Source organism: Robertmurraya sp. DFI.2.37 (genome assembly GCF_029211245.1).
Taxonomy (GTDB): Bacteria; Bacillota; Bacilli; order Bacillales; family Cytobacillaceae; genus Robertmurraya; species Robertmurraya methanolica_A.
This window is the reverse complement of record NZ_JARGEJ010000018.1, coordinates 18,816-44,103: the sequence shown is the minus strand read 5'-3', so window position 1 is coordinate 44,103 and position 25,288 is coordinate 18,816. Positions and strand designations below refer to the sequence as shown.

Annotated in this window: 24 protein-coding genes, 1 riboswitch and 1 other annotated feature; of the genes, 7 read left to right on the top strand and 17 right to left on the bottom strand. The window is 38.4% G+C overall.

All coding sequences use genetic code 11. The annotated features are described in order from the left end of the window. The first annotated feature begins 23 nt into the window (after positions 1-23). Positions 24-761 (top strand): SDR family oxidoreductase, encoded by a 738-nt coding sequence (locus PZE06_RS11850; RefSeq protein ID WP_095310743.1) that lies wholly within the window; start codon positions 24-26, stop codon positions 759-761. A 31-nt stretch (positions 762-792) separates the two neighbouring features. Here PZE06_RS11850 and PZE06_RS11845 read toward each other — a convergent pair whose 3' ends face one another. The 8 genes from PZE06_RS11845 to PZE06_RS11810 all read right to left on the bottom strand — a co-directional run bounded on the left by PZE06_RS11845 (position 793) and on the right by PZE06_RS11810 (position 9,142). Further along, a complete protein-coding gene (locus tag PZE06_RS11845; RefSeq protein WP_095310745.1) occupies positions 793-1,182 on the bottom strand; it encodes an SLAP domain-containing protein in 390 nt (129 codons plus the stop codon). Between the two features lie 40 nt (positions 1,183-1,222). Then, entirely contained in the window at positions 1,223-2,167 is a 945-nt protein-coding gene (coaA, locus tag PZE06_RS11840; RefSeq protein ID WP_095310746.1) for a type I pantothenate kinase, read from the bottom strand. Positions 2,168-2,378: 211 nt separating this feature from the next. Continuing rightward, on the bottom strand, positions 2,379-3,260 hold the full coding sequence (gene rbsK / locus PZE06_RS11835; RefSeq protein ID WP_150915825.1) for a ribokinase: 882 nt from the start codon (positions 3,258-3,260) through the stop codon (positions 2,379-2,381). Positions 3,261-3,346: 86 nt separating this feature from the next. Beyond that, positions 3,347-4,303 carry a sugar ABC transporter substrate-binding protein gene (locus PZE06_RS11830; RefSeq protein WP_095310750.1) on the bottom strand — a complete coding sequence of 319 codons (957 nt, stop codon included), beginning with the start codon at positions 4,301-4,303 and terminating at the stop codon, positions 3,347-3,349. Between the two features lie 29 nt (positions 4,304-4,332). Further along, positions 4,333-5,271, bottom strand: a complete 939-nt coding sequence (locus PZE06_RS11825) for an ABC transporter permease (RefSeq protein WP_150915824.1) — start codon at positions 5,269-5,271, stop codon at positions 4,333-4,335. A gap of 2 nt (positions 5,272-5,273) precedes the next feature. After that, on the bottom strand, positions 5,274-6,758 hold the full coding sequence (locus tag PZE06_RS11820; RefSeq protein ID WP_150915823.1) for a sugar ABC transporter ATP-binding protein: 1,485 nt from the start codon (positions 6,756-6,758) through the stop codon (positions 5,274-5,276). Positions 6,759-6,760: 2 nt separating this feature from the next. Further along, entirely contained in the window at positions 6,761-7,759 is a 999-nt protein-coding gene (locus PZE06_RS11815; protein WP_150915822.1) for a LacI family DNA-binding transcriptional regulator, read from the bottom strand. A 336-nt stretch (positions 7,760-8,095) separates the two neighbouring features. Continuing rightward, complete coding sequence (locus PZE06_RS11810) at positions 8,096-9,142, bottom strand: substrate-binding domain-containing protein (protein ID WP_095310758.1); 1,047 nt, start codon at positions 9,140-9,142, stop codon at positions 8,096-8,098. A 726-nt stretch (positions 9,143-9,868) separates the two neighbouring features. Here PZE06_RS11810 and PZE06_RS11805 point away from each other — a divergent pair. Genes PZE06_RS11805 through glpK form a run of 4 tightly spaced genes read left to right on the top strand, consistent with a single transcriptional unit; the run spans position 9,869 to position 14,596 of the window. Beyond that, positions 9,869-11,305: an L-fucose/L-arabinose isomerase family protein gene (locus PZE06_RS11805; protein ID WP_150915821.1), complete on the top strand. Its 1,437-nt coding sequence runs from the start codon at positions 9,869-9,871 to the stop codon at positions 11,303-11,305. After that, complete coding sequence (locus PZE06_RS11800) at positions 11,305-12,156, top strand: transketolase (RefSeq protein WP_150915853.1); 852 nt, start codon at positions 11,305-11,307, stop codon at positions 12,154-12,156. The genes PZE06_RS11805 and PZE06_RS11800 overlap by 1 nt, the downstream gene beginning before the upstream one ends. Further along, positions 12,149-13,090: a transketolase family protein gene (locus tag PZE06_RS11795; RefSeq protein ID WP_137743904.1), complete on the top strand. Its 942-nt coding sequence runs from the start codon at positions 12,149-12,151 to the stop codon at positions 13,088-13,090. The genes PZE06_RS11800 and PZE06_RS11795 overlap by 8 nt, the downstream gene beginning before the upstream one ends. Before the next feature lie 3 nt (positions 13,091-13,093). After that, complete coding sequence (glpK, locus tag PZE06_RS11790; protein WP_150915820.1) at positions 13,094-14,596, top strand: glycerol kinase GlpK; 1,503 nt, start codon at positions 13,094-13,096, stop codon at positions 14,594-14,596. A 160-nt stretch (positions 14,597-14,756) separates the two neighbouring features. On the opposite strand, the gene PZE06_RS11785 is transcribed toward glpK, so the two are convergent. From PZE06_RS11785 to PZE06_RS11760, 6 genes are all read right to left on the bottom strand, one after another. Further along, on the bottom strand, positions 14,757-15,191 hold the full coding sequence (locus PZE06_RS11785) for an SRPBCC family protein (RefSeq protein ID WP_150915819.1): 435 nt from the start codon (positions 15,189-15,191) through the stop codon (positions 14,757-14,759). A 92-nt stretch (positions 15,192-15,283) separates the two neighbouring features. Further along, a complete protein-coding gene (locus PZE06_RS11780; RefSeq protein ID WP_225315188.1) occupies positions 15,284-16,174 on the bottom strand; it encodes a putative RNA methyltransferase in 891 nt (296 codons plus the stop codon). A gap of 295 nt (positions 16,175-16,469) precedes the next feature. Then, the gene (gene proS, locus PZE06_RS11775; protein WP_150915818.1) at positions 16,470-17,906 is read right to left on the bottom strand and encodes a proline--tRNA ligase; all 1,437 of its coding nucleotides are present in this window, start codon (positions 17,904-17,906) and stop codon (positions 16,470-16,472) included. A 53-nt stretch (positions 17,907-17,959) separates the two neighbouring features. After that, positions 17,960-18,169 (bottom strand) — a binding site (T-box leader). 96 nt (positions 18,170-18,265) lie between these two features. Further along, the gene (locus PZE06_RS11770) at positions 18,266-18,976 is read right to left on the bottom strand and encodes an ABC transporter permease (protein WP_095310772.1); all 711 of its coding nucleotides are present in this window, start codon (positions 18,974-18,976) and stop codon (positions 18,266-18,268) included. Positions 18,977-19,151: 175 nt separating this feature from the next. Beyond that, on the bottom strand, positions 19,152-19,679 hold the full coding sequence (locus PZE06_RS11765) for an ABC transporter ATP-binding protein (RefSeq protein WP_225315187.1): 528 nt from the start codon (positions 19,677-19,679) through the stop codon (positions 19,152-19,154). Positions 19,680-19,747: 68 nt separating this feature from the next. Continuing rightward, the gene (locus tag PZE06_RS11760) at positions 19,748-20,284 is read right to left on the bottom strand and encodes a PadR family transcriptional regulator (RefSeq protein WP_150915817.1); all 537 of its coding nucleotides are present in this window, start codon (positions 20,282-20,284) and stop codon (positions 19,748-19,750) included. Between the two features lie 520 nt (positions 20,285-20,804). Next, a riboswitch (cyclic di-AMP (ydaO/yuaA leader) is annotated at positions 20,805-20,947 on the top strand. An 88-nt stretch (positions 20,948-21,035) separates the two neighbouring features. On the opposite strand from PZE06_RS11760, the gene PZE06_RS11755 reads away from it, so the two are divergent. Then, positions 21,036-21,695 (top strand): potassium channel family protein, encoded by a 660-nt coding sequence (locus tag PZE06_RS11755; RefSeq protein ID WP_150915816.1) that lies wholly within the window; start codon positions 21,036-21,038, stop codon positions 21,693-21,695. A 2-nt stretch (positions 21,696-21,697) separates the two neighbouring features. Next, positions 21,698-23,020, top strand: coding sequence for a TrkH family potassium uptake protein (locus PZE06_RS11750; RefSeq protein WP_150915815.1), 1,323 nt, complete (start codon positions 21,698-21,700; stop codon positions 23,018-23,020). A gap of 128 nt (positions 23,021-23,148) precedes the next feature. Here the strand turns inward: PZE06_RS11750 and PZE06_RS11745 are convergent, their stop codons facing one another. The 3 genes from PZE06_RS11745 to PZE06_RS11735 all read right to left on the bottom strand — a co-directional run bounded on the left by PZE06_RS11745 (position 23,149) and on the right by PZE06_RS11735 (position 25,212). Next, positions 23,149-23,796 carry a YdeI/OmpD-associated family protein gene (locus PZE06_RS11745; protein WP_150915814.1) on the bottom strand — a complete coding sequence of 216 codons (648 nt, stop codon included), beginning with the start codon at positions 23,794-23,796 and terminating at the stop codon, positions 23,149-23,151. A 43-nt stretch (positions 23,797-23,839) separates the two neighbouring features. After that, positions 23,840-24,220, bottom strand: coding sequence for an iron chaperone (locus PZE06_RS11740; RefSeq protein WP_306421191.1), 381 nt, complete (start codon positions 24,218-24,220; stop codon positions 23,840-23,842). A 161-nt stretch (positions 24,221-24,381) separates the two neighbouring features. Continuing rightward, positions 24,382-25,212: a glycerophosphodiester phosphodiesterase gene (locus tag PZE06_RS11735; RefSeq protein WP_150915813.1), complete on the bottom strand. Its 831-nt coding sequence runs from the start codon at positions 25,210-25,212 to the stop codon at positions 24,382-24,384. Positions 25,213-25,288 lie beyond the last annotated feature (76 nt).

Sequence of the window (25,288 nt, the reverse complement as noted above, 5' to 3'; positions counted from 1 at the left end):
TTACAAAAAGGAGCGAGTTCTTTATGAGTTCATATGGAAAAGTAGCGATAATTACAGGGGCATCACGGGGGATCGGCCGACAAGTCTCCCTCCAATTAGCGAGCCTAGGTATAAAAGTCGTGGTCAATTACTCCGCAAGTGAACGAAAAGCAAATGAAGTTGTACAGGAGATTAAACAAGCAGGCGGGGAAGCTGTAGCCATACGTGCCGACGTAAGTAAAGTGAGTGAGGTTGACTTGTTATTCTCGGAAACACTTAAACAATTTGGACAAATAGATATTCTTGTTAATAATGCAGGAATTATGGAATGTAAAGCCATTGCTGATGTATCTGAAGAACTATTTGATCGCCATTTTGCCATTAATGTAAAAGGCACCTATTTTGCATGTCAGCAGGCAATGAAACATATGTCACGAGGTGGAACAATCATCAACTTCTCGACTTCAGTGTCAGGAGCCATGCTGCCGACCTACAGCGTCTATGCTGCCACAAAAGGCGCTATTGAACAACTAACTCGGCAATTAGCAAAAGAATTCGGTCCGAAGGAAATTATTATTAATTGTATCGCACCAGGTCAAGTAGCAACCGAGCTATTCTTACAAGGAAAATCTCAGGAGTTGATAGATTCATTTCGAACATTGAACGCTTTCGGCCGCCTCGGTGAACCTGAAGATATTGCAAATGCCATTGAATTACTTGTTAGCGACAAAGCACGATGGATAACAGGACAAACCATTCGTGTAAACGGTGGATTTAATTAAATGATGTAGTTAAAGCCGTTTATGAAAAAATTTAGAATGGACGATATATTTCTAATCGTCCATTCTTCATTGAAGACTTTAGGATGTAACGATCCTGCGGAAAGATAAAGGTCCAAGGCATACTCACATACGGTGGAATCACAAGAGCAGATAAAGTAAATAGGTTATCTGCTAAAACTTGCCCTTTGATCCTGTATAGCACTCTTACATTCTCAAAAACAAGTGGACAATCCATATAATTATGAACTAGTGCTGTAACAAGCAATTCCTCTTTATGATTAATGGCTACTCTTATAAAAGAACAAATAACTTCACGATGATCGCTTGGATATGTAGCATTAAAAATTTTTTCAATCAACTTTCGATCCTTCTCAGCTAGCGCTCTATCCCAAGAGGCTTCAAATTGTAACTGCTGCTTCAACAAAATAACCTCCAATCATAAATTGGAACTATATCTTCAGCTAATTCTTTCTCACTCTAATATTCTCAACTTGATGATTGGAGCATTTTTCAATGATGAGATCGGCCCGATACTTAGTCGGCAAAATATTCTCCTCTAAATTAACTTTATTAATTCGATTCCAAATATCTGTAGCGACACCTTCTGCTTCCACATCCGAAAGCTCGGCAAAACGCTTAAAGTAAGATTCCGGCTTCGTGAATGCTGTTTTTTTCAACAGTTTAAACCTTTCTACATACCATTTTAAAATATGGCTTTCATCGGCATCCACATAAATGGAAATATCAAAAAAGTCAGATACTACTCTACTCGGAATACTGCTTCCTAACTGCTTTGGTGTTTGCAGTACATTGATTCCTTCAATAATGACAATATCAGGCTGACAAACTTGGTGGTATTGTCCAGGAATTACATCATAATATAAATGAGAATAGACAGGTGCCTGAACACAGGGCTTTCCTGATTTAACCGCTGACAAAAAATCAATTAACGCTCTTATATTATAACTTTCAGGAAATCCTTTTCGCTCAGAAAGGCCTTTTGCTTTAAGAACATTATTCGAAAATAAAAATCCATCCGTCGTAATCAAATCCACCTTTGGTCGGGCTGGTAAATCCAAAAGTAGAGATTGAAGAATTCGCGAGGTAGTACTTTTCCCAACGGCAACACTTCCAGCAATCCCGATAATAAATGGTGGATTTTTTGTTACCTTTTTTAAAAATTGATTCTTTACATGATGTGAGAATTCTGCTGCCTCCTTGTTGACAGATAAATACTCAATGAGCGGCAAATAAATTTTTGAAATTTCCTCATTTGTTAAATTTCCAACGATCCCTTGCAGATGATTAATTTCTGATTGGGATAAATTAATTTGTGAACTAGGATGTAAGCTAGCCCACTCTTCTCTCGAAAAAGAAATATAGGTTGAATCATGTTCGGTTGCCATTATTAAACTCCTAACATCATTTCTTAATAAAATGATTCCACAACTTCTATTTAGAAACACCTCGTTAGTGTATCACTGATCCCCCATAATGAACACTCTTGCTTTTCGTAGCTTCTTTGGCAATGAGCTCATGAAAGGCTTTGATACAAACATGCTCAAAACCGTTTCAACCCATTCAATGAGAAGAAAAGAGAGATAATAGACATCCCCACTACATTATTTTCAACACTTCATCAAGCGTAGGCATTCCTTTTTGTGCTCCCATTTTTGTGATTGAAAGCCCAGCGGCACAGTTCGCGAAATGAATGGCCCTTTGTAAATCCTGTCCCTGGGAAATAGCAACACCAAACGCACCAGTAAATGTATCACCTGCTCCTGTTGTATCAACAATATCCACATTTATCGAAGGAACCGTTATAATATTTTTTCCATCATAATAGGTCACTCCTTCTTCACCACGTGTAATTAATAATTGATTTGGAAACCTTTTTAATACTTCATCCATGTCATCTGACGTGTTCAAAACCATTTTATATTCATGTTCATTAGGTGTAATATAAGTGATGCATTTTAATGTTTCTTCAGATAACGTAAATGCTGGAGCAGGATTTAAGATGATTGTTTTATTATAGATTGATAAATAATTCGTAATGTATTCAATACTTTCCATTGGGATTTCATGTTGTAACAAGATGACATCATAATTTAACAATTCCTGCGAAACTTTTGTTAAATACTCTAAATTGGTATATTGATTTGCACCTTGCGCCACAATAATTCGATTATCATTTTCACAAATTTCGATGATCGCGACACCTGTTGCTACGCCTTCCACAATATTAATAAAAGCAGTCTCTACTCCTTCCTCTTTTAAGATTGCTCTCAGAGTCTCTCCATTTTGATCAATGCCCACCGAGCCAAACATCGTAACATTCCCGCCTAACCTTGCAGCAGCAACTGCTTGGTTGGCTCCTTTTCCGCCTGGTGCTATAAAAAAATGGTTTCCCAGTACGGTTTCACCCTTCTTCGGAATAATGTCCGTTTCTACGACAAGATCCATGTTGATACTACCAACAACTGCTATACGCGACATACATCAGCATCTCCTTATAGAACATGTAAAAAAATACCCCTTTATTTATCATACATAAAGGGGCACCTTTTCCTATTAGTTAATGATTATTTTGAATCTGACATATAAACGTCAACCAAAACTTCTGGCTCTGGCTTAGTACCATCTTTAAGATATGCATCAACGTAGTTGACAGCTTCTGCTCCGATAAATTTGAAATCCTGTACTGCCGTTACCGCCATTTTCCCTTCATCAATTAAATCATAAGCTTCCTGAGCTCCGTCAAAACCGATCACGATGATACCATCATCTTGTCTGCCCGCTGTTTCAATAGCGCGTACTACCCCAACAGCCATTGTATCATTTTGAGCAAAAACGACATCAATATCATCATGCTTAGCTAATAAATCTGACATTGCAGCTTCAGCTGGTGCCATAGAAAAGTCACCTACCGCTGTATCTATAATTTCAAATTTGCTCTCAGCATTTTCCTTCGGATCAATAACACTTAAGAATCCACCCCCACGTTCACGTTGTGGAGCTGTACCCATAACACCTTCGATATGAATAACTTTGCCACCTTCAGGCAACTTCTCTTGTAACCATTCACCAACAAGCTTTCCACCTTTAAGATTATCTGTTACTAAATAAGATAATACGCCATCCACATCTACTGCTCTATCAACTGTTACAACTGGAATATCTTGAGCAATAGCTTCTTTTAATGCATTAGCAGTTGATGATTCATCAGCAGGGTTGATGATAATAGCATCTACACCCTTTTGGATGGCATCTTCAACCTGCGATGGCTGATTAGAAGCATCATTTTGACCATCATAAACTAGCACTTCATATCCTAATTCTTCACCTTGCGCTACTACTGAATCACTTAGAACGTGGAAGAAAGGATTACCTAAATCAGCCATCAGTAAGGCAATTTTACCTGAACCTTCACTCTTTTCTCCACCATCTCCTCCATTCGACTCTCCACCGCTTTCATTGCTGCTGCATCCTCCTAAAATGATCAGGAATACAGCTAGTAAGACTAAGGAAAATTTTTTCATTGTTTGCCCCTCCTAATATCTTTACTTACTTATCTAGCACTCTTACGATCTAAAATGACCGCAAGAAGAATAACTAGCCCTTTAATAAATTGCTGGAAGAAAGCTGAAACTCCGATAATGTTAAGACCATTATTTAAGACTCCAATGATGAGAACGCCAATAAAGGTTCCAAACAGTCGGCCTCTACCACCTGCTAAGCTTGTGCCACCAATAACAACTGCCGCAATCGCATCTAGTTCAAAGCCCGCTCCTGCAGTGGGCTGCGCTGAGCTTAAGCGAGATGTTAATACCACACCTGCTAACGCTGACATCATGCCACTTATGACGTAAACCCATGTCTTAATTCTGTTGGTCGGTATAGAGGAAAGTCTTGCAACTTCCTCATTTCCTCCTATCGCATAAACACCGCGACCGAAAACTGTATTTTGCAATAAAATTAATAGAATAAGAAAAGCTACTACGAAAATAATCATCGGAAACGGAATCCCCAATATACTTCCTTGGCTAAAGAAATCTAGTATAGGCGCATCCTTCGTTACACCGGAGGCCGGAATCCCATTCGAAACAATCAATGTAAGTCCATTAAACATTGTCATCGTTGCTAATGTGACGATGAATGCCTGTAGCTTCATCTTCGAAATAAAGAATCCATTAAAATATCCGAGTAAGGCACCGATCGCTAATACTGCTGGGATTGCCAGTAAATCCGGTGTTCCCCCAGTGATCATCAAGCCAAGAATCATCCCTGAAAAACCCAATATCGCCCCAACTGATAAATCAATTCCGCCTGTTAAGATAACGAAGGTCATTCCAAGTGCAATCAGCCCATTAATCGAAACTTGTTTAAAGATATTTAAGATATTGTACATAGTTAAAAATTGAGGATTAATAATGGTTACAATTAACATCAGTGCAAGCAAAACAATAATTGTACCAAACCTATTGTATATACTTCCTAATTTTTCCATGCTTATTCCCCCCCACCTGTTGCATATTCCATGATTTTTTCTTGAGTCGCCTCGTTAATATCAAGGATTTTCTTAAGCTTCCCTTCATGCATAACCGCTATACGGTCTGAGATTCCCAGCACTTCCGGAAGTTCACTCGATACAACGATAAGAGCAACTCCTTCTTTTTTTAGCTCATTAATAATTTCATAGATTTCTTTTTTGGCTCCAACATCGACACCTCTTGTTGGTTCATCAAGGATAAGAATTCTAGGTTTTGTGATGAGCCATTTCGCAATCACGACCTTTTGTTGATTTCCTCCACTAAGGTTTCCGACATTTATTGTCTGATTAGGGGTTCGTACATTCAACTTCCTTATATATTCCGCAACAACTTCTGAAATCTGCCCTTTTTGAATGAGTTTATTTTTCGTAAAAGTTTTTAAAGATGGCATCACCGTGTTTTCAGCTACGGAAAAACTGAGCACTAACCCTTCATTTTTTCGATCCTCGGTAATGAAACCGATTCCTAATCTTTGTGCAACAATAGGGGAGTTAATTTTAGCTTCCTTCTGGTTGATATACACTGTTCCAGAATCAAAAGGAATACTTCCAAATATGGCATGCATGATTTCGGTACGGCCTGAGCCCATTAATCCTGAGAAACCAAGAACTTCACCTTTACATACCTCAAAATTGATATTTTCAAATTTGCCTTTATGTGTTAAATCTTTAACCGATAACACCACTTCTCCTGGTTTCACATCAACTCTCGGAAATCGGTCATCTAGGTCATATCCAACCATCATGCTGACAATTTCATCAAAATTTGTTTCTGTAATTGTCTTCTGACCAATGAAAGCCCCATCACGCATAATTGTGATTTCATCACATAATTCAAATATTTCTTCCATACGGTGAGATATATATACAAATGACACGCCTTTTCCCTTTAAATCTCTAATAATTTTAAAAAGCAGGTCAATTTCTTTGTCTGTTAATGCAGCCGTCGGTTCATCCATGATAATTAACTCTGCTTCCATTAAAAGCGCTTTCGCAATTTCCACAAGCTGGCGTTTTCCTACGGAGATATCCTTTATTAACGTGTTCGGATCAACATCTAGACCAAGTAATAAAAGCTTTTCCTTCGCAAGCTTCGCCATAGTTTTCTTATCTACTAGTCCGAATTTATTCTTGATTTCTTTCCCCAAAAACATATTATCGACGATGCTCATTTCATTCAGAACATTTAATTCTTGATGGATAAAAGCAATTCCCTTATTTTCACCATCTCGAATACTTTCGATTTCTTGAACCTCGCCATTGATTTCGATCTTGCCGGAATCCTTCGTGTAGACCCCTGTTAAAATTTTCATCAAGGTGGATTTACCAGCACCATTTTCCCCCATAAGGGCATGAATTTCTCTTTCTTTAACATGGACTCCAGCATTTTTTAAAACCTGGACATCCCCAAAGCTTTTATTAATGTCCGTCATTCTTATTTCCATAATCACACCCCCTGAACAGAGTTACTTTGTAATTTGGTAGTTTCTCTCTTTATTAACTTCGGTTCTATCGATATACGCCGTTCTTTAATTTCTTCTCCTCTTATTAGACGAATAACCACATCTGCCAATGTTATACCTACTTCTTGTATAGATTGCTCTATCGTCGTGAGTGATGGATATAAAAATTCACCAATATAGCTATTGTCGTATCCAATCACTTGAACTTCCTCAGGAATTTTCACCTTTTTAAATTGACAATATCGGATGACTGTTGCCGCAGCGATATCATTAAAAACAAAAATTCCATCATACTTCTCTATATCTTCAAGTGCCCGAATATTGGACTCTAGCATTTTCCGCTGAAAATCTGTATCAAATTGGAGAAGGTCGATTGTTATCTGCTTCTTTTCGGCTTCTTTCAAAAAGCCACTGCATCGGTCTGTAATAGCACTGGAATAATTCGGACCGGATACGTGAACAATTTTCCGGCAACCGCATTCATAAAGATGGTTAAAAGCAAGATTTCCGCCCTTAACATTATCAGTCGCTACAGTAACAATCTCGTTAGAGATAACGCTTTCAAAAGAAACAACTGGAACACCTAGAAATGTATATTCTTCCTTACATCGACTTCTCACCGTAATAATTCCGGCCACCCGATGTCCTTGCAAGACATTAATATAATGCCTTTCTTTTTCCAGCTCGTCGTTCGTATTACAAAGAAAAATGGAGTACCCCGCCTCACTTACAACTTCTTCAATAATGAGGGCAAGCTCGTTGAAATATGGATTTGATATATTCGGAACGATAAGACCAATGATTTTAGAGTTTCTGTTAAAGATAGCCCTCGCTAATTCATTAGGTCGATAATTCGTTCTTTCAATCGCTTCTTCAATTTTCTTCTTTAGCTCATCACTTACATACCCTGTATTGTTGATATAACGAGAGACCGTAGCGATCCCTACACCAGCCTCTTTGGCAATTCTCCGCATGTTTGTCATAATCCCTCACCCCTTTAAAGTTGGCAAAGTTCACTACAAGGGTAAGCGTTTTCATATGTATCCAAAATGGTCAGAATCTTTTTAAAAAATTTGCAATGACGTTACTTAATTAAAGGCTAGAACGCCACACTAAATTATTTTAGTATAAATTTCACGAATAAACAGGTTTAATGAACTATGAAACATGTTCCATGAGTAGATTCTAAAATATTTTAGTTTAGGTGTCAATGGATAGTTTTAAGTTTTTTCAAACTATTTCTAACCAATACAAGTTATCAATAGATACAAGGGGAAATGCGCATAAAAAAGGAGGATATCCCATCCTCCTGAAAACTATTATACACTAAATTTTTTTACTGATTTCCTCTCAATTATTTTCGTATCAACAACTGTTTTGATTCCCATTTTATCTTTTTCTTCGATAAGCCGAATCAGCTGTTCTACTGCTTTCGCTGCCAAAGTTTCTTTATCTACATGAACAGTCGTTAACTCCGGAGAGATAACTACAGACTCCTTGATATTATCAAATCCAATCACCGATATATCATCCGGAACGCGCAAACCGATTTCATGCAACGATTTAATAACACTAATAGCTAGGTAATCATTTTCACAGAACAAGGCAGTTGGCAATGTTTCATTTTTGTCCATTTTCTTTTGTATTTCTTTTTGGAATCTTTCTTGAGAGGATAATACGGTTGGCGACATTAGAAACACATCCTCCTCCATTGAAACAAAGCCATATTCCTCCTTGGCCTTTTGAAATCCCCGCTTTCTATTTTCAAAATTATGCATTCTGTATTCTGATTGTACATACCCTATATGTTTATGACCCTGCTCAACTAAATAAGCACTTGCCTGATAGGCACCCATGATATTATTCATCACGACAAAATCGACATTTAACTCATGTACATAAGTATCTAATACGACTAAATTGGGGTTGTTTTCCCCTATCTCTTCTATTTGTTTTTTTTCTAAATTCGTTCCTAGTAAAATAATGCCACTATGCTCAACTTCATCATTTAGTTTAGCAATATCTTTATCAAACTGAGTTATATCTACTGTCGAAAACATCAAGGAATACCCCATTTTCCTACAATGCTCCTCAATATAATGAATAAGCTCCATAAAAAATGGCTGTTTATGATATTGCAAGCCTATAAACCGCGCATCTGAAAATACTAAAAAACGAAGTATTTTTTTGCTGCTTCCATAAACTTGCTCCGCTTTAACCATTGAACGAGGTATATATCCCGTCTCCTTTACAATTCGCAAGATCTTATCCCTAGTTTCTGAGCTTATTCCTGGTTTCCCGCTAAGAGCAAGGGACACCGCCGACTTTGATACATTAGCTTTTTTTGCTATATCATCTAATTTCATTTCTTTGCCACCGTCCGTTACATCATTTTTTGATTATTACTTCCACCCGTACAATATTTGCAATTCCCAAAGATATATGATTAAGTCCTCTCCAAAAGAACAAATTTCTACGGTATGCCAGCCGTGAACAATATTAACTGTTTTCATAAACAATTTTAGTTTACTCACATTTTTTGATATGTACAAGTCATAACCAAGTTTATAGTAAATTGAATATACCATCTTTACTAATCCATTACTCAACTTTCGCATCGACAAATGTGCAATAAATTCTATCAGCACAGTTGTCGATGTTGTCCAAAAACGCACTTAAAAACAGCCTTCCGTTTAGTAGAGTTGCTCACAAAACGATACAAAGCGGTGGCTCAGAGGTTCAAAATGCTAATGTAGAAATTCAAAGTATAGCCCAATAGACATGAGGTTTCGATTATATGATCTTTACGATGAGATTTGTGACGATTGAGCGGTCACGCTGCGAACAGTTAATTCTACTTCCTTCAAGAAGTCTAAAAAACAAGGACAAAAGGATTCAAAGGTCATTCCATATCAGTTAAAATGCTAAATTGGAAGCTTACCCAGTTAAATCAAGGTCTACCTACCTATTTCAATATGCAAAAATTAAGTTGATTATAAAATAATTTAGTAAAAACACTAAATTATTTTATTGACGTCGAATTTTTACGATGTTACGATTTGATTAAATCAACACACAAGGAGGAAATAGAGGTGGCTAAATTAAAATTAGGTTATGCCCCAACTAGACGTTTTACGTTTAGTGCAGAGGATGCTTATCGTTATAAAGTGCAAATTCGTGAAAAAATGGAGTCTTTTGGTTTAGATATCGACATTGTTGATTTAGAGGGGATAAACTCCGAAGGCTTATTGTATAACGATTTAATTGGATCGGAAGAAATCCTTAAACGTTTCAAAGAAGAGAATGTAGATGCCGTTTTCTTCCCTCATTGCAACTTTGGAACTGAAGATACGGTTGCTCGCGTGGCTAAAGAATTAGGTAAACCTGTGCTTTTATGGGGACCGCGGGACGAAGCACCACTTGAAGATGGAATGCGGCTGAGAGATACACAATGCGGTTTGTTTGCTACCGGTAAAGTTCTCAGAAGATTCAATGTTCCGTTCACATATATTACAAATTGTCGTGTTGACGATCCCGTCTTTGAGCGCGGATTTAAAAACTTCATTGCTGCAGCTAATGTTGTAAAGACTTTCAATTCTCTACGAATCTTGCAAATCGGACCACGCCCTACTTCTTTCTGGACGATGATGTGCAATGAAGGTGAACTATTGGAGCGTTTCGGAATCGAGCTCCACCCCATTACATTAGAAGACATAAAAAGAGCTTCTCAGAAGGTCGAAAAGAAAGATACTCCAGAACTAGCTGAAGCCATTGAATATATTCGAACAAATTTGGATGCCATTGATGTAAGTGATGAAGATATTAGAAGGATCGCATCCTTAAAGGTAGCGATGAAAACCATCGCAACAGAAAACAAATGTACAGCAATCGCCATCCAATGCTGGTCTTCCCTCCAGGATTCAATGGGAATCATGCCTTGCTTAGCAAATGCTATTTTAACAGATGAACAGATTCCAGTTACTTGTGAAACGGATATTCATGGGGCGATAACTTCTGTCATGGTTCAAGCAGCAACACTCAATACATGTCCAACTTTCTTCGCTGATTTAACGATTAGACATCCAGAAAACGATAACGGTGAGCTGCTCTTCCATTGTGGTAACTTCCCTGTATCGTTGAGCGTGGAAGATAAGCCGCAATTAAGAAGACATTTCTTATTTGATGACCATTCACCTGGTACACATGAGGGGGAAATCCGCGGTGGTTCGATGACTCTCGCCCGCTTTGATGGTGATCACGGTGAATACTCTATTTTCTTAGGCAAAGCGAAAGGAATCGAAGGCCCTTACACAAGAGGTTCCTACGTTTGGGTAGAAGTAAACGATTGGCCTCTTTGGGAAGAAAAGTTGGTAAAAGGACCATACGTCCACCATTCTGTTGGAATACACGCAAATGTGATTCCAGCTCTATACGAAGCATGTAACTATATTCCCGGTTTGAATCCTGACCCAGTTGACCCGACCGAGGAAGAAATTAAAGCATGGTTAAGAGGGAGTGATTTAAAGTGATGGATATCATTGACTTAAAGAAAAAGGCTGCCGAAATTCGCATACGCCTATTTCAAATGATTCATAATGCTAAAGCTGGCCATACTGGCGGATCCCTTAGTAACACCGATATATTAACGGTTCTTTACTACCACACGATGCGCCATAACCCACAAGAGCCAAAATGGGATGAGCGCGACCGATTTATCGCTAGTAAAGGGCACTCTGTTGAATCTTTATGGTGTATTTTAGCCGACCTTGGATACTTTCCAAAAAGTGAATTAGAAACGTTCTCTCAATTTGGAACTAGATTAATCGGACATCCGAATAATAAAGTTCCTGGAATTGAAATGAATACAGGTGCTCTTGGACACGGGCTTCCAATTTCAGTGGGTATGGCTCTAGCTGGCAAAAGAGATCATAAAGATTATCGCGTGTTTTGCTTAATGGGAGATGGAGAACAGGCGGAAGGCTCCATCTGGGAAGCTGCCATGTCCGCTTCCCATTACAAGCTTGATAATTTAGTAGGGATCATCGACCGTAACAGCCTGCAAATTAGCGGAAACACAGAAAATGTGATGGGACTGGACCCTCTTGATAAAAAGTGGGAGGCCTTCGGCTGGCATGTCGTGTCCATTGATGGAAATGATATTGTTTCCTTGATGGAAACCTTCAACTCTATTCCATATACAGAAGGAAAACCAACCCTTATTATTGCTAATACAGTAAAAGGAAAAGGAGTTTCTTTTGCAGAGAATGCGATTGGTTGGCACCATCGCGTTCCAAGTGATGAAGAATTAGCTCTTGCCGTAAAAGAACTAACAAAGCAGATCGAGAGCTTGGTCTCTAAGGAGGGGCAATCACATGAATAAAATTGCAAATCGCCAAGTTATATGTGATACACTCATGCATTTAGCTAAGGATAACCAAGATATTATCGTTCTTGCAAGTGATTCGCGTGGTTCTGCAGCGATGGGTCCATTTGCCGAAAAATACCCAAATCAATTTGTTGAAATGGGAATAGCAGAGCAGAATCTAGTGGGAGTGGCTGCAGGGTTAGCCCATAGCGGGAAAAAGCCGTTCATCACTTCACCAGCTTGTTTCCTGAGCATGAGAAGTATCGAGCAAATAAAAGTGGATGTAGCCTACTCTGGTACGAATGTCAAACTTGTAGGTATCAGTGGCGGAGTTAGTTACGGAGCTTTAGGGATGTCTCACCACTCCTTACAGGATATCGCCGTAACACGGGCGATCCCAGGTCTTGCCGTTATGCTCCCTGCTGACCGCCATGAAACAAAAAAAATGACCGAAGCACTCGTGCATTATGATGGTGGAGTGTATATGCGAATTGGTCGCAATCCTGTAGAGGATGTATATGAATCAGATGACTATGATTTTCAAATCGGCAAGGCAGTACGGTTACATGAAGGAACTGATGCCACGATTATCGCATGTGGTGAAACCGTAAAGGTCGGACTAGATGCATGTGCTCTTCTTGCCCAAAGGGGAATTCGTACCCGTCTTGTCAATATGCACACCATTAAACCACTTGATACTGAAGAAATCATTAAAGCTGCTAAAGAAACTGGCTTTATCGTCACTTTAGAAGAGCATAGTATTTATGGCGGGCTTGGAGCAGCGGTAGCAGAGACTACTTCCCAGCATTGCCCAGTTCCATTGAAAATTCTCGGAATTCCAGATGAACCGCCAATTGCTGGAAAAACGGCTGAAGTATTCAACCATTACGGAATTAGTGCTGGGAATGTTGCAACAATCATTGAAGAAGGCCTCAGAAAAGAGGGATAAGCATTGAAGCAAACCTATTTACTAGCACTCGATCAAAGTACATCTGGAACAAAGGCTCTTCTTATTAATAAAGAAGGACAAATTGTAAAAAAGAGGTCCAAGCCTCATAAACAGTTTTACCCACAAGCTGGTTGGGTAGAACATGACCCTAACGAAATTTACGAGAATGTGAAAGAGCTTATAAAAAAGGTCCTAGCTGAAGCTAGCGTATCCTTCGGAGAGATTTCAGCCTTGACTATTACCAATCAAAGAGAAACAGCTTTAATTTGGGATGCTGAAACAGGGCAGCCTATACACCGAGCCATTGTTTGGCAATGCCGCAGAACTGCGGATATCTGCGAAGAATATAAATCATCCGGCCAAGAACCTCTTATTACTTCTAAAACAGGGTTGCTTTTAGATCCTTATTTTTCAGCAACCAAGTGGAAATGGCTCTTAAACCTTATTAAGAACCAAGAAATCATCGGTCAGTGGAGAGCAGGTACCATTGATAGCTGGCTCATTTGGAAATTAACTGGCGGAACTGTTCATGCAACTGATTACACAAATGCCAGCAGAACCTTATTGTTTAATATCCATTCCCTTCAATGGGACCCAGAGCTTATTCAGCTGTTTGAATTAGAGGAATTGCTTTTACCAGAAGTACGAGCATCTGATGACCTTTTCGGCTATGTCACAGATCCCGATTTAGTTGAAGCAGGGATTTCACTACCTATTTGCGGGGTCATGGGAGATTCTCAGGCCGCCCTATTTGCCCAGCGCTGCACAGAGACCGGTATGGGGAAAGCGACATATGGTACAGGTTCCTCCGTTCTCATGAACGTTGGCTCGGAACCAGTTACAGGCACACACGGACTGGTGTCAGCACTGGCATGGAAACTGAAAAACGAAACCCGATATGCACTAGAAGGAATTATTCATACAAGTGGGGATACAATTAAATGGGCACGAGATAATATGAACCTGTTTCAGACCTTCGAAGAGCTGGAAGAGTTAACCTCTTCTATTCCAGATACAGAAGGAGTCTATGTGATCCCTGCCTTCGTTGGTCTTGGCGCTCCTTACTGGAGACCGAATGCCAGAGCAGCCATCTTGGGAATGAACCGTTCCACAACCCGCTCTCACATACTCCGGGCCTGCTTAGAAAGCATCGCTTATCAAATTCGTGATGTGGTTGACCTGATGAGTCATGAAACAGGAATCAAATTATATGAATTACGAGCAGACGGCGGTGCCTCAAAAAATAAAATGCTGATGCAGCTTCAATCGGAGTTTCTAGGGAAAACCGTTGTTACGACAAAGGCCGCAGAACTGTCAGCTCTCGGTGCCTCATACGCCGGTGGTTTAGGGATAGGCTTCTGGACAGAAGCAAACCTCGACCAAATTTACCAAATGGAAGACGAATATTTCCCTAACTGGAAAGACACAGAACGAGAAAGCAAGTATGAAGGCTGGAAAACAGCGGTAGCGTCGATTATGGATTACAAGATGCCTGCTTCTAAATAAGAATACGGTCGAAGCGAAAGACCATCTTTGAATGGCGGTCTTTCGCTTCGTACTATTTCTTAAAAATCTTACCCCCTTAAAGTAAGCAGATGTTTATTTTTAAATCTCTACCCTTAAGGGAGCATGTCATGATTCCAAGTTTTTTTGAGTGCAATGACAGTTATAGACTTTCTGCTAGTCCTTTGATCACATGTTTTGAGTTCGATGCAAATTCAACGGAGGCATCATAATACATTTGGCCGTTCTCGATAAGTGAAAAATCACCTATTTCGATTTTTAAAAGGGTACTGCCATTTCGTTCTTCTAATTTATAGCGATACGCTACGTCCCCTTCATCCGGCTGCACTTCCCAATTAGATTGGTATAAAGCAATTTGTAGCTCCTTCATTTCCTCTGCTTTTATAATCGTCGTTATTGTCTTCTCACCGTTATGTTCCCAAACAACCTCACTTCCTTTCGACATATCCCCACTCGGATAATCTTCAGGAAGTTCATCCCACTGTGCCACATATTTTGGGGTAATCAGGACCTTCCAGACCTTTGCAGGGGGTGCATCAATAAGTACTTCATCTCTTACAATCAGTTCTGCAGTCATTATTTATTCCTCCATTTACTTCTTTCTATTACACCATCGTACATAAAAAACTTTAAGGCAATATTCCCTCCTTAAAAGTTTTTTAAATTCAATTACTTTCTGCCAATCATAATTTCTAGATCAATGGTCACTTCTATACTTTCCTTTTCTAAAAAAGATGCAGCTTGCTTATCTGTTATCCCCCATGTTAAAGGCGTCATTTGAACTAATGGCCAGATTAACGGTCCATTTAAATGATCACGATAACGCAGCCTTGAGCTGTCCACAAAACGAAAACTATCTTGAAATCTTTCCACAGTCTCTTCGTTTGAATAGGTTTGCTTTTCTGTTTCATGAAAGAAATAATCCCTTAACTCTTTTAAATAATCAGTTTGAGGGATCACTTTTATGACAAGTCCGTCCTCCTTCAACAATCTATTAAATTCAGCATAATTAGAGGGAGATAAGATGTTGAGAATCACATCGAATTGCTTGTTAATAAAAGGAGTACGTGCTAAATCCGCCACAGCCCATAACTTATTTTCAGAATAATTTTTAGCAGCAACCACAACTCCTTCTTTCGCTAAGTCAATACCTACTCCTACCACTTTTTTATTACCCTTGGCTGATACTAAATCACAAATACTAGCAAGATGGGAACCTTCTCCACAGCCCATATCAATAATGGACAGCTCTTTTTTTGCTTGAATTCCCTCTTTATTGATTAGTTTTGCTATCGTCTCGACTACCGGTTTGAAAAATGTTGATTCTGTCATTAGTGTTCTTCGCGCTTCAAAAAGTTCCTTACTATATTTCGTTTTTATTTGACCCGTCGTTAAATTAATATACCCTTGCTTTGCAAAATCGAAAGTATGCTGATTGGAACAAACTAAACTTTTTAATTCGAAAACCTTCATCGAAGCATGACATAAGGGACAAGCAAACAGAAATAGATGCTTGCTTACAAACTCCGCACTCATCATTCTTTTATTTTTTGGTAACAAAGAATTCACCTCATTCATTCGTATTCAATAAATGAAAAAGGCATAGACAAATAAACCCTCTTTTCGTTTTCAAAAAAAACAAAATTTGGGTCCATAAACTATCTATACCTCTTCTTATCTATAACGAATGAACTGAATAATCATAGTGATAACACCCTGTTACATACAATTATAGGGCTTCACCCCACATCATTATCATACCAAGGGACGGAGATATATGTAAATTTAATTATTCCATAATTGGACGACAAAAAACCAACCTCTTTACGAAAGAAGTTGGCTTTTCATTTTCCGATTAATACGCACGGGCAAACCAGACGGTATGTTTCGCTTCTTGTCCACAGCAGATACAAGTGGTTTTTGTTGTCGGTGGGTTAAATGGAATGTTACGAGTTGTGAATTTCGTTTGTTCCTTCACCTTTTCTTCACAAGCATCATCCCCACACCAACCAGCTAAGATCCAACCAGGAATTGTTTCATTTTGCTCAGATTCGGCTAAATGCTGCTCTAACTGCTCAAGCGTATCGATATGTGTATGCGAGTTCGCCGCACGGAAGGCTTTTGCTTTTTCGAATAGGCGCGTTTGCATCGTCTCCAATTCTTTTTCAACCGCCTCAATGACAGATTCTAACGCGACAGAAACTTTATCCCCTTCATCACGTGCTTTCATTAAGGCTTGATTATTTTCTAAATCACGAGGGCCGAGCTCAATTCGTACTGGAACTCCTTTTAATTCCCACTCATTAAACTTAAACCCTGGTGATTGATCGCTGTCATCAAGACGGACACGAATTCCTTTTGCTTTTAGAGCTGCAAAAATCTCATCTAATTTCTCCATAATAGCAGGATTCTTTTTCCAAGGGCCTACAGGAATAAGCACTACTTGCGTTGGAGCAATTCTTGGTGGTAATACAAGTCCTTGCTCATCGCCATGAACCATAATAACTGAGCCAATTAAACGAGTCGATGTTCCCCAAGACGTTGTATGAACATATGTGTGTTTATTTTCTTTCGTTAAATATTTAATATCGAATGCTTCTGCAAACTTTGTCCCTAAGTAATGGGAAGTACCAGCTTGTACAGCTTTTCCATCTTGCATCATCGCTTCGATGGAATAGGTGTCAACAGCACCAGCAAAACGCTCTGATGGTGTTTTTTGACCATCATAAACAGGGATGGCCAACAGTCCTTCTACGACTTCCTTATAGATATTTAGCATTTGCATTGTTTCTTTACGAGCATCTTCTTCATCGACATGTGCCGTATGACCTTCCTGCCATAAAAACTCAGACGTACGAATGAATGGCAATGTTTTTTTCTCCCAACGAAACACATTTGCCCATTGGTTGATTAAAACTGGTAGATCGCGATAACTTTTAATCCAGTCAGAATAAAGGTGACCAATCATCGTTTCAGAAGTTGGACGAAGTGCTAAACGCTCTTCTAATTTCTCTCCTGCCGCTTCCGTTACCCAAGGTAATTCTGGTGAAAAGCCCTCGATATGATCCTTCTCCTTTTGGAAAAACGATTCAGGAATTAACATTGGGAAGTAGGCATTGCGATGACCAGTTTCTTTGAAACGTCTATCCATTTCAGCTTGGATATGTTCCCATAATTCATAGCCATCTGGCTTAAATGCGATACAGCCACGAACAGGTGTATAATCCATTAAATCCGCTTTTTGGATAGTGTCAATATACCATTTTGAAAAATCTTTTGTTTTTTGAGACATGTTCTTTCCTCCTGAAAAAATAATATGACCTAAAAAAAGCATAAAGAGTCCTATATAAGGACGTCTTTACGCTTATAGACGTGGTACCACCTTAGTTCGACATAAAAATTTTATGCCCTCTAACGTTTTTAACGAAACGACTCGGTTAGGTTTACTAACTTCTCCGTGGTAGGTTTCAATAAGGAGAGGTGATATAGCTTTCAGCCAAGGCTATATTTTCTGGTTCACAATCCTTATTTACTTGATCACATCATTGAATACATATTTGAAATTACTATATCAATTTGCGGAGCGGAATTCAATCTTTGTTGTAAAATACATTTTTATAAGCTACTTTGAACTCCTCCTAAATGGCAAACTCAAGTCTCCTTCATTCGAAAAGTTTTGATCGAGATTATAAGAGTGATGACTAAAAATACGAAAAGAACCGCAACGGAAACTAAATAATCAGCATAGTTAGTCGCTAAGATAGAACGATAACCGTTTTGTAGCCACTCAACAGGGTTAATCCAGCTAAGCCATTGAACCACCATAGGAGAATTGCCAAGCTTAAAAAAGATGCTGCTGCAGAGAAAAAGAGGAATCATCACGAGATTCGAACTAATGCTTAATTGTCCTTCATTTTTAGGAAAGCTTGAAAGTATGAAACCCATTAAGGTAAATATGGCGGAGCCGATAAAGAAAAAGGGTATAAACAATACAAACTGTAATGCTGATATTTTCAAATCAAATATGCTATTTTCACTATACAACAACAGAGTCGAAACCGTGCAAGCAATGACAGTCTGGCTAATGGTAATACTACTAAGGTATTTCCATAAAGAAAAAGGAGTGATCGTCAATAAATCAAAAACACCACGCTTCCTTTGCGCAAAAATGGAAAATGAGTTCGTTGTACAACAATAGAAAAAGATGCTCATCGTTATGAGACCAACTAATATATTTTCATTTACATTTACTTCAAAGATAGCCAAGGACACAAGTGTAGCAAATGGTAAAAAAATGGACCAGAATAAGAGATAGAAATCCTTTATATCCTTTTCAAGTGAAATCCGAATAATATTAGCCATTTTGATTCTCCTTTTTGATTAATTGATAATATAGTTCTTCAAAACCTGATACACCATGTTTCTTAAGGATGGTTTCCAGTCCCCCATCTTCTAACAACTTCCCTCGATCCATTATTAAGATTCGATCAGCTGTATTACGGACTTCTAACATATCATGGGAGGAGAATAAAACACTTTACCCTTGTTCCTTTAAGCGCCGAATCATATTTTGAACCTCTCGCTGTCCGCTTGGGTCAAGACCTGCTGTAGGCTCATCTAGAATTACCAAGTCTGGGTTGTGCAGCGTTGTGATACTAATGGCTAGCCTCTTTTGTTGACCTAATGATAACTTGGAAGCTAACGTATTTTTTACAGACAATAGATTATAATTTCTCAATATTTCTGCGATCTTTTCATTTGTCAGCTTTGACTGATAAAAAATACTGAACAGCTTTAAATTGTTTTCCACACTAAGGCCTTCAAAAAAAGGAGTTGTTTGCAGCTGTGCACCGACTTTTTTATTAAAATCTACTGACCATCTCTTAATCATTCCTTTATCAGGTTCAGTGATCCCTAAGAGCATTCGAATCGTAGTTGTTTTTCCGCAACCGTTAGAACCAATTAATGCAATAATTTCATTAGAATAAATCGAAAAATTCAATCCATCGATCACCTTTCTACCTTTAAAGCTTTTCTCAACATTTGTAAATTCAATTAGCCTCATACATACTCTCCTTTGTATAATCAACTTTGACTATTTTATCAAAATCAAAGCCATTTAAAATGGCTTTGTTATTTTTGTTCAATAATGGCAATAGTAGCCTCAATAAGCTTAATCTGCGATTCAATCATTTCAAACATATGATTAAACACCACATTGGTTAATTGTGGAATTTCTCCTTGCAATGCTTTTTCTTTCTCTGTTAGGCCACTCTTGACAGCTTGAGATTCAAGGATTAATTTTTCCTTATTTTTCGTTAGTTGTTCAATCGCTTCATCCTTAGGAAGTTGATAAGCAAGAGAAATCCCAGAATATAAATCAGTGGGATAATTCACCTTTGAACTGCCAAGACACTCTAAGGCTAATTCTTTTTGATAGGCCTCTCCACTAGGTGTAATTTTATAAATAGCTTTTTGTCGGTGACCGCTACTTTCAATACTGGCCACTTCAATATACCCCTCTTTCTCAAGCTTTTTGAGAGCATTGTATATCGAGCCCGGCAATACCCCAGCCCATCTTTGTGCATCATTCAATTCAAGCATCGATTTAATTTCATAACCTGACATTCGCTGTATACTGAGCATTGCTAATACTAATAGTTTCGTCACTAAAATTACTCCTTTGTTTATTCAACGTTGAATATATAAAGAAGTATAAACAACTATTCCATGATTGTCAACAACTGAGGATTGTTTTATCTCTTTTCAATGCAGGCTTCAAACTAAACTAACAACACTCGGTATCCTGAACGTAGTCCCAATGTAAGGGTGCCAAAACCGGAAAGAACAGAGCAAACATCTCTGAAAATAATAGAGGGGATATAAATGAATAACGGGTGGGTAGTTAAAAGTGAACTAATTTCTTATGAGAAACAAAGTTCAAGCTAAAAATATGAGGCTGTCTATCGGTAGAAAGTCAAAAGGATATTCTTTAGAGGCACATGTTTTCTTTTGTTGCTTTATTTACAATTATCCCCCTTTTCTATATCAAATCTGAGAACGCCTGTCATTCTTCCATTTTTAAAAACGCACACAAAGATTCCCTAAATGCTCTTAAAAAAAAATTGCCCTAAACAGTATTTACAATTCATATTTCGAGGAGTATATTACTCATATAATTTAATTTTTATCATCTTAATCGCTGAATCCGAAAGGAACGGGGGAACCAATTTGTAGCAGTTAAATGCTACTTGGGGTGAATCCTTTTAAAGGTAGGGTTACTTCTTGACCCGAATCCGACAGCTAACTTCGTAAGCGTTGAGGAAGGGTGATTAAACTTGTGAGCCTAGCAAACTGACCACAGGGTTTCCCCCTGTGGTTTTTCTGATGGAAAAAAATAACAATCGAGGAGAATTGAAAAATGAGAAAAAAATCATTTGCAGTCTTCGGCCTTGGGCGCTTTGGTGGAACGATTGTAAAGGAATTTTACAAAATGGGCGTGGAAGTAATTGCGATTGATAAAGATGAGGCTAAAGTTAACGAATTCTCTAAATATGCAACATATGCAGTTTGTTTAGATGTGATAGATGAAACAACGATAAATAGTCTAGGCATTCGGAATGTTGATCATGCCTTTGTTTCCTTTGGAGACAATTTGCAAACAAGTATATTAACATCTTTAATATTGAAAGAAATCGGGATCCCGGTTGTTTGGGTTAAGGCGCAAAATGACTATCATTCGAAGGTTCTTAAAAAGATCGGAGTAGATCGGGTAATTCATCCGGAACGTGATGTTGCCCGAAGAATTGCTCATCATATTGTATCTGAAAAAATGATTGATTTTATTGAGTTATCTAAAGAGCATAGCATGGTTGAAATGATTGCCACTAAAAAAATTGCCGGCCGCAACTTAAGCGAGATTAATGTTCGTTCTAAATACGGATGCACAATTGTTGCGATTCAACGTCAAGCCACATTTATTATCTCTCCATCGGCAGATGAAGTGATTGCAGAAGGAGATGTGTTAATTGTGATTGGACATAATCAAGATATTGCCGTATTTGAAGAAAAAGGTGTCTAATTATGAAGTATAAAAATATTCACTTCAATCCGTCTCAACTACTCGTACTAGTTTTTTTATTTTTTATCATTATCGGTACAGCGCTGCTTAAATTGCCTTTTGCGACAACTGAATCTATTAACCTTATCGATGCACTTTTTACAGCAACTTCCGCGATGACAGTGACTGGACTCGCAGTGGTTGATACGGGCTCGATGTACACGATCTTTGGGCAGCTAGTCATACTAGCGCTCATTCAAGTGGGTGGATTAGGGATTATGTCTTTTGCTGTTCTAATCTATATGGCCTTAGGAAAAAAAATTGGATTTAAACAAAGAATGGTTGTTCAACAAGCCCTTAACCAAACTACTTTAGGGGGAATTATAAAATTAGTAAAAAGACTATTTATCTATTCGATTACGATTGAAATAATAGCAATGTTATTTCTTGCGATTAGATGGGTTCCTGAATTCGGCTGGAAACACGGATTGTATTACAGTTTTTTTCACTCTATCTCAGCTTTTAACAATGCTGGATTTTCAATATGGACTGATAGTTTAACAGGATATGTCGGAGATCCTATCGTAAATCTAGTCATCACTTTTCTTTTTATCATTGGCGGGATTGGTTTTACCGTATTAGCAGACATATGGGATAAGCGGAGATTTAAAAATTTACACCTCCATTCCAAGCTGATGATCATCGGAACACTGGTAGTAAACTTAATAGCCATGATGATTATCTTCTCTCTCGAATACAATAATCCAAGCACACTTGGGGCGTTGTCTTCATTAGGAGATAAAATTTGGGCAGCCTATTTTCAAGCGGTAACGCCGCGTACAGCAGGATTCAATTCGTTAGATATAGGTAGCTTACATGAAGGTACGATAACACTTATGCTTCTTTTAATGTTTATAGGAGCCGGGAGTGCATCGACCGGAGGTGGAATTAAACTTACAACCTTCTTAGTTATCGTATTCTCTGTTATTACTTTTTTAAGAGAAAAGCAAAGGATAACGGTCGGAAGAAGATCCATTAAAGAAAAGGTGGTTTTTCGCTCTTTGGCTATTTTAACCATCAGTGCTTCCTTTATTTTTTTAGCCATCTTTACCTTAAATATAACTGAACCGCTGCCTTTTTTGAAATTACTGTTTGAAGTCATTTCCGCCTTCGGGACTGTAGGCCTATCGATGGGAATCACAGCGGAATTATCAACGATTGGAAAATTGATTATTATTTTTGTTATGTTTTTTGGTAAGCTAGGTCCACTTACTCTAGCATTTTCTTTAGCGCGACCGGAAATTGAAAAAATAAAATACCCTAGTGAGGATGTTCTAACTGGTTAACCTCATTTTTTAAAAGTAAAAATGGGCTGACTCGATAGATATGATATGCTCCCCTTAAGATAAAACAGGTTTTTATTTGTCTATCTAAGGGAAAGCATATTAATTGGATGTCAGCCCTTCTTGCTTTTTTATCTAACATTTTTATGGGAGCCATCACAATTAGGCATTTTTTTGGATAATCCACAAATACAATCTTTTAAGCCTTTTCCCATAAGAATACGTTCGATTGATTTTTCAATTCTTGTCTCACGAGTTTTCGATTGCTTTGCTTGAGAGAAATACTGGAGATACCCCTTTTGTCTTCCTGGCGTTAAAGATGCAAAAGCCACTTTCAAGTCAGGCAATTCAGCGAATTTTTTCTCCAATTCTTCAGGGACGCTAAATTCGTTTTTCTCCTTTAAGGCTACTTCCAATCCAGCCTTTTCAACTTCAATCGCCTCGTTTATATACTCTTTTATGATAAGCGCTGATTCAACGATTTCTGGAAGATTCGTAAAACGAAGCTGGCGTGCAGCTTGCACATTCTCCGTTTGTTGAATCAGAATGCCGTGCTTATCTTTTAATAAAGCCCCTTTATGAAAGAGAATCGCACAATATTCCTTGAATCCATGGAATAAAAAGATATTCTTTCCATTGAGCGTGTAACAAGGGTGCATCCACTTAAAATCCTCTCTCAATCCGCTTGCGAGAGCAATCTCCCGCAACTTCATGAATTCCTCTTTCCACTGCATAGCTTTACTCAAAAACTCATCAACCTTTGGATTACGCGTTGTCATGTCGAGACACCACTCTTCTTTCTAGTTAAGAGACTCAGATGATTTATCGCCAAAATTTAGGATAATCAGCCTTATCTTCTATATTAAATTCAATCATTTTCTCCAATAGCTCGTAGTGAACAGGCTCAGTCCATTGAATTCGAAACAACCCTTTCGTTGCACTATATCCAGCCTGCGCAATATCATCTGCAAATTGCTCTATACCAGCTTCTTCAGGTGATATGCTCAGGTGCTTCTTTGCTATCGATAAACCGATGATGTAAGTGCCATGGTCAGAGAACATCGGTGTATTCCACTTGAATTCCGGTTTTAAATTAGGATATCTTTCTGCTATCCATGTTAAAATAGCTTCAGTTCGTTCTCGATGCTCAGGATGATCAATACCTGCTAAATACTTTTCAAATATCTTGATACTTTCCCTCATAAAAAAGCTAGCCCCTTTGTCATTATAAATTAGCTGAAAAAATGCACTATATGCTTATCTATTTCCTACTATATATTTTACTGCCTTACCAGTCAAAACGGCTTTCTAACAAAAAGAAGCCTCTCGCTTAAAGCGAGAGGTCTTCTCAAGCATCAGCCCCATTAATTACGCGGATCAACATAATCTGGATAATCCGTTATGATCGCATCAACGCCCATTTCAAATAAGAAATCTGCCGCTTCTGGCGTCCGTACTGTCCATGAACCAATTTTCATTCCAAGGGCGTGCACTTGCTCTACCATTTCTTTTGTTACAATGCCGTAGCTTGGGTTAAACCAGTCTGCATAGGTTGAAAACTCCTGCAAAGCTTCGACCGTCGTATCTGCACGATTAGATGTTAAGACACCAATCGGAATTCGTGGGAGAAGCTCATTCACCTTCTTTACCGATTCAAAATTAAAAGATTGAATGATGATTTTATTATTTTTCGGTTTATCCATGTTACGCTTTTTTAATGCCTCGGCTACTTGTTCTTCAATTCCTGGGTAAAGCTCAGGTGCCTTCAATTCTACTAAAATTCCAATTTTCCCACGATAACGATCGAGGATTTCATCGAAAGTCGGGATTAACTCTCCCGCAAATTCTGACCCAAACCAGCTTCCTGCATCAAGTTTGCGAAGCTGCTCCAAAGTTAATTCTCCAACTCTTCCCGTTCCATTTGTTGTGCGGTTCACAGTTGTATCATGAATCAATACCAGTTCACCATCTTTACTTCTTTGCACATCGATTTCGATATAGTCCGCCTTCATATCAACTGCTAAATCGAAAGCAGCAATCGTATTTTCAGGGGCATAGCCTGATGCACCACGATGTGCAACATTATCGACCTTTTTTCTCTCCCCTTCTGTTATGCCATCCGCAAAAGCCTGACTAAATGGGGTCAAAAACAATGTCAACGCAACCCCTGTCCCTATCAACCATTTTTTACTCAAGTGAACCATCTCCTATCTAGAAATTGTATTCAACTGTATTCTAGAAAAGGGATGTTAAACTAGTATAGAGATATAT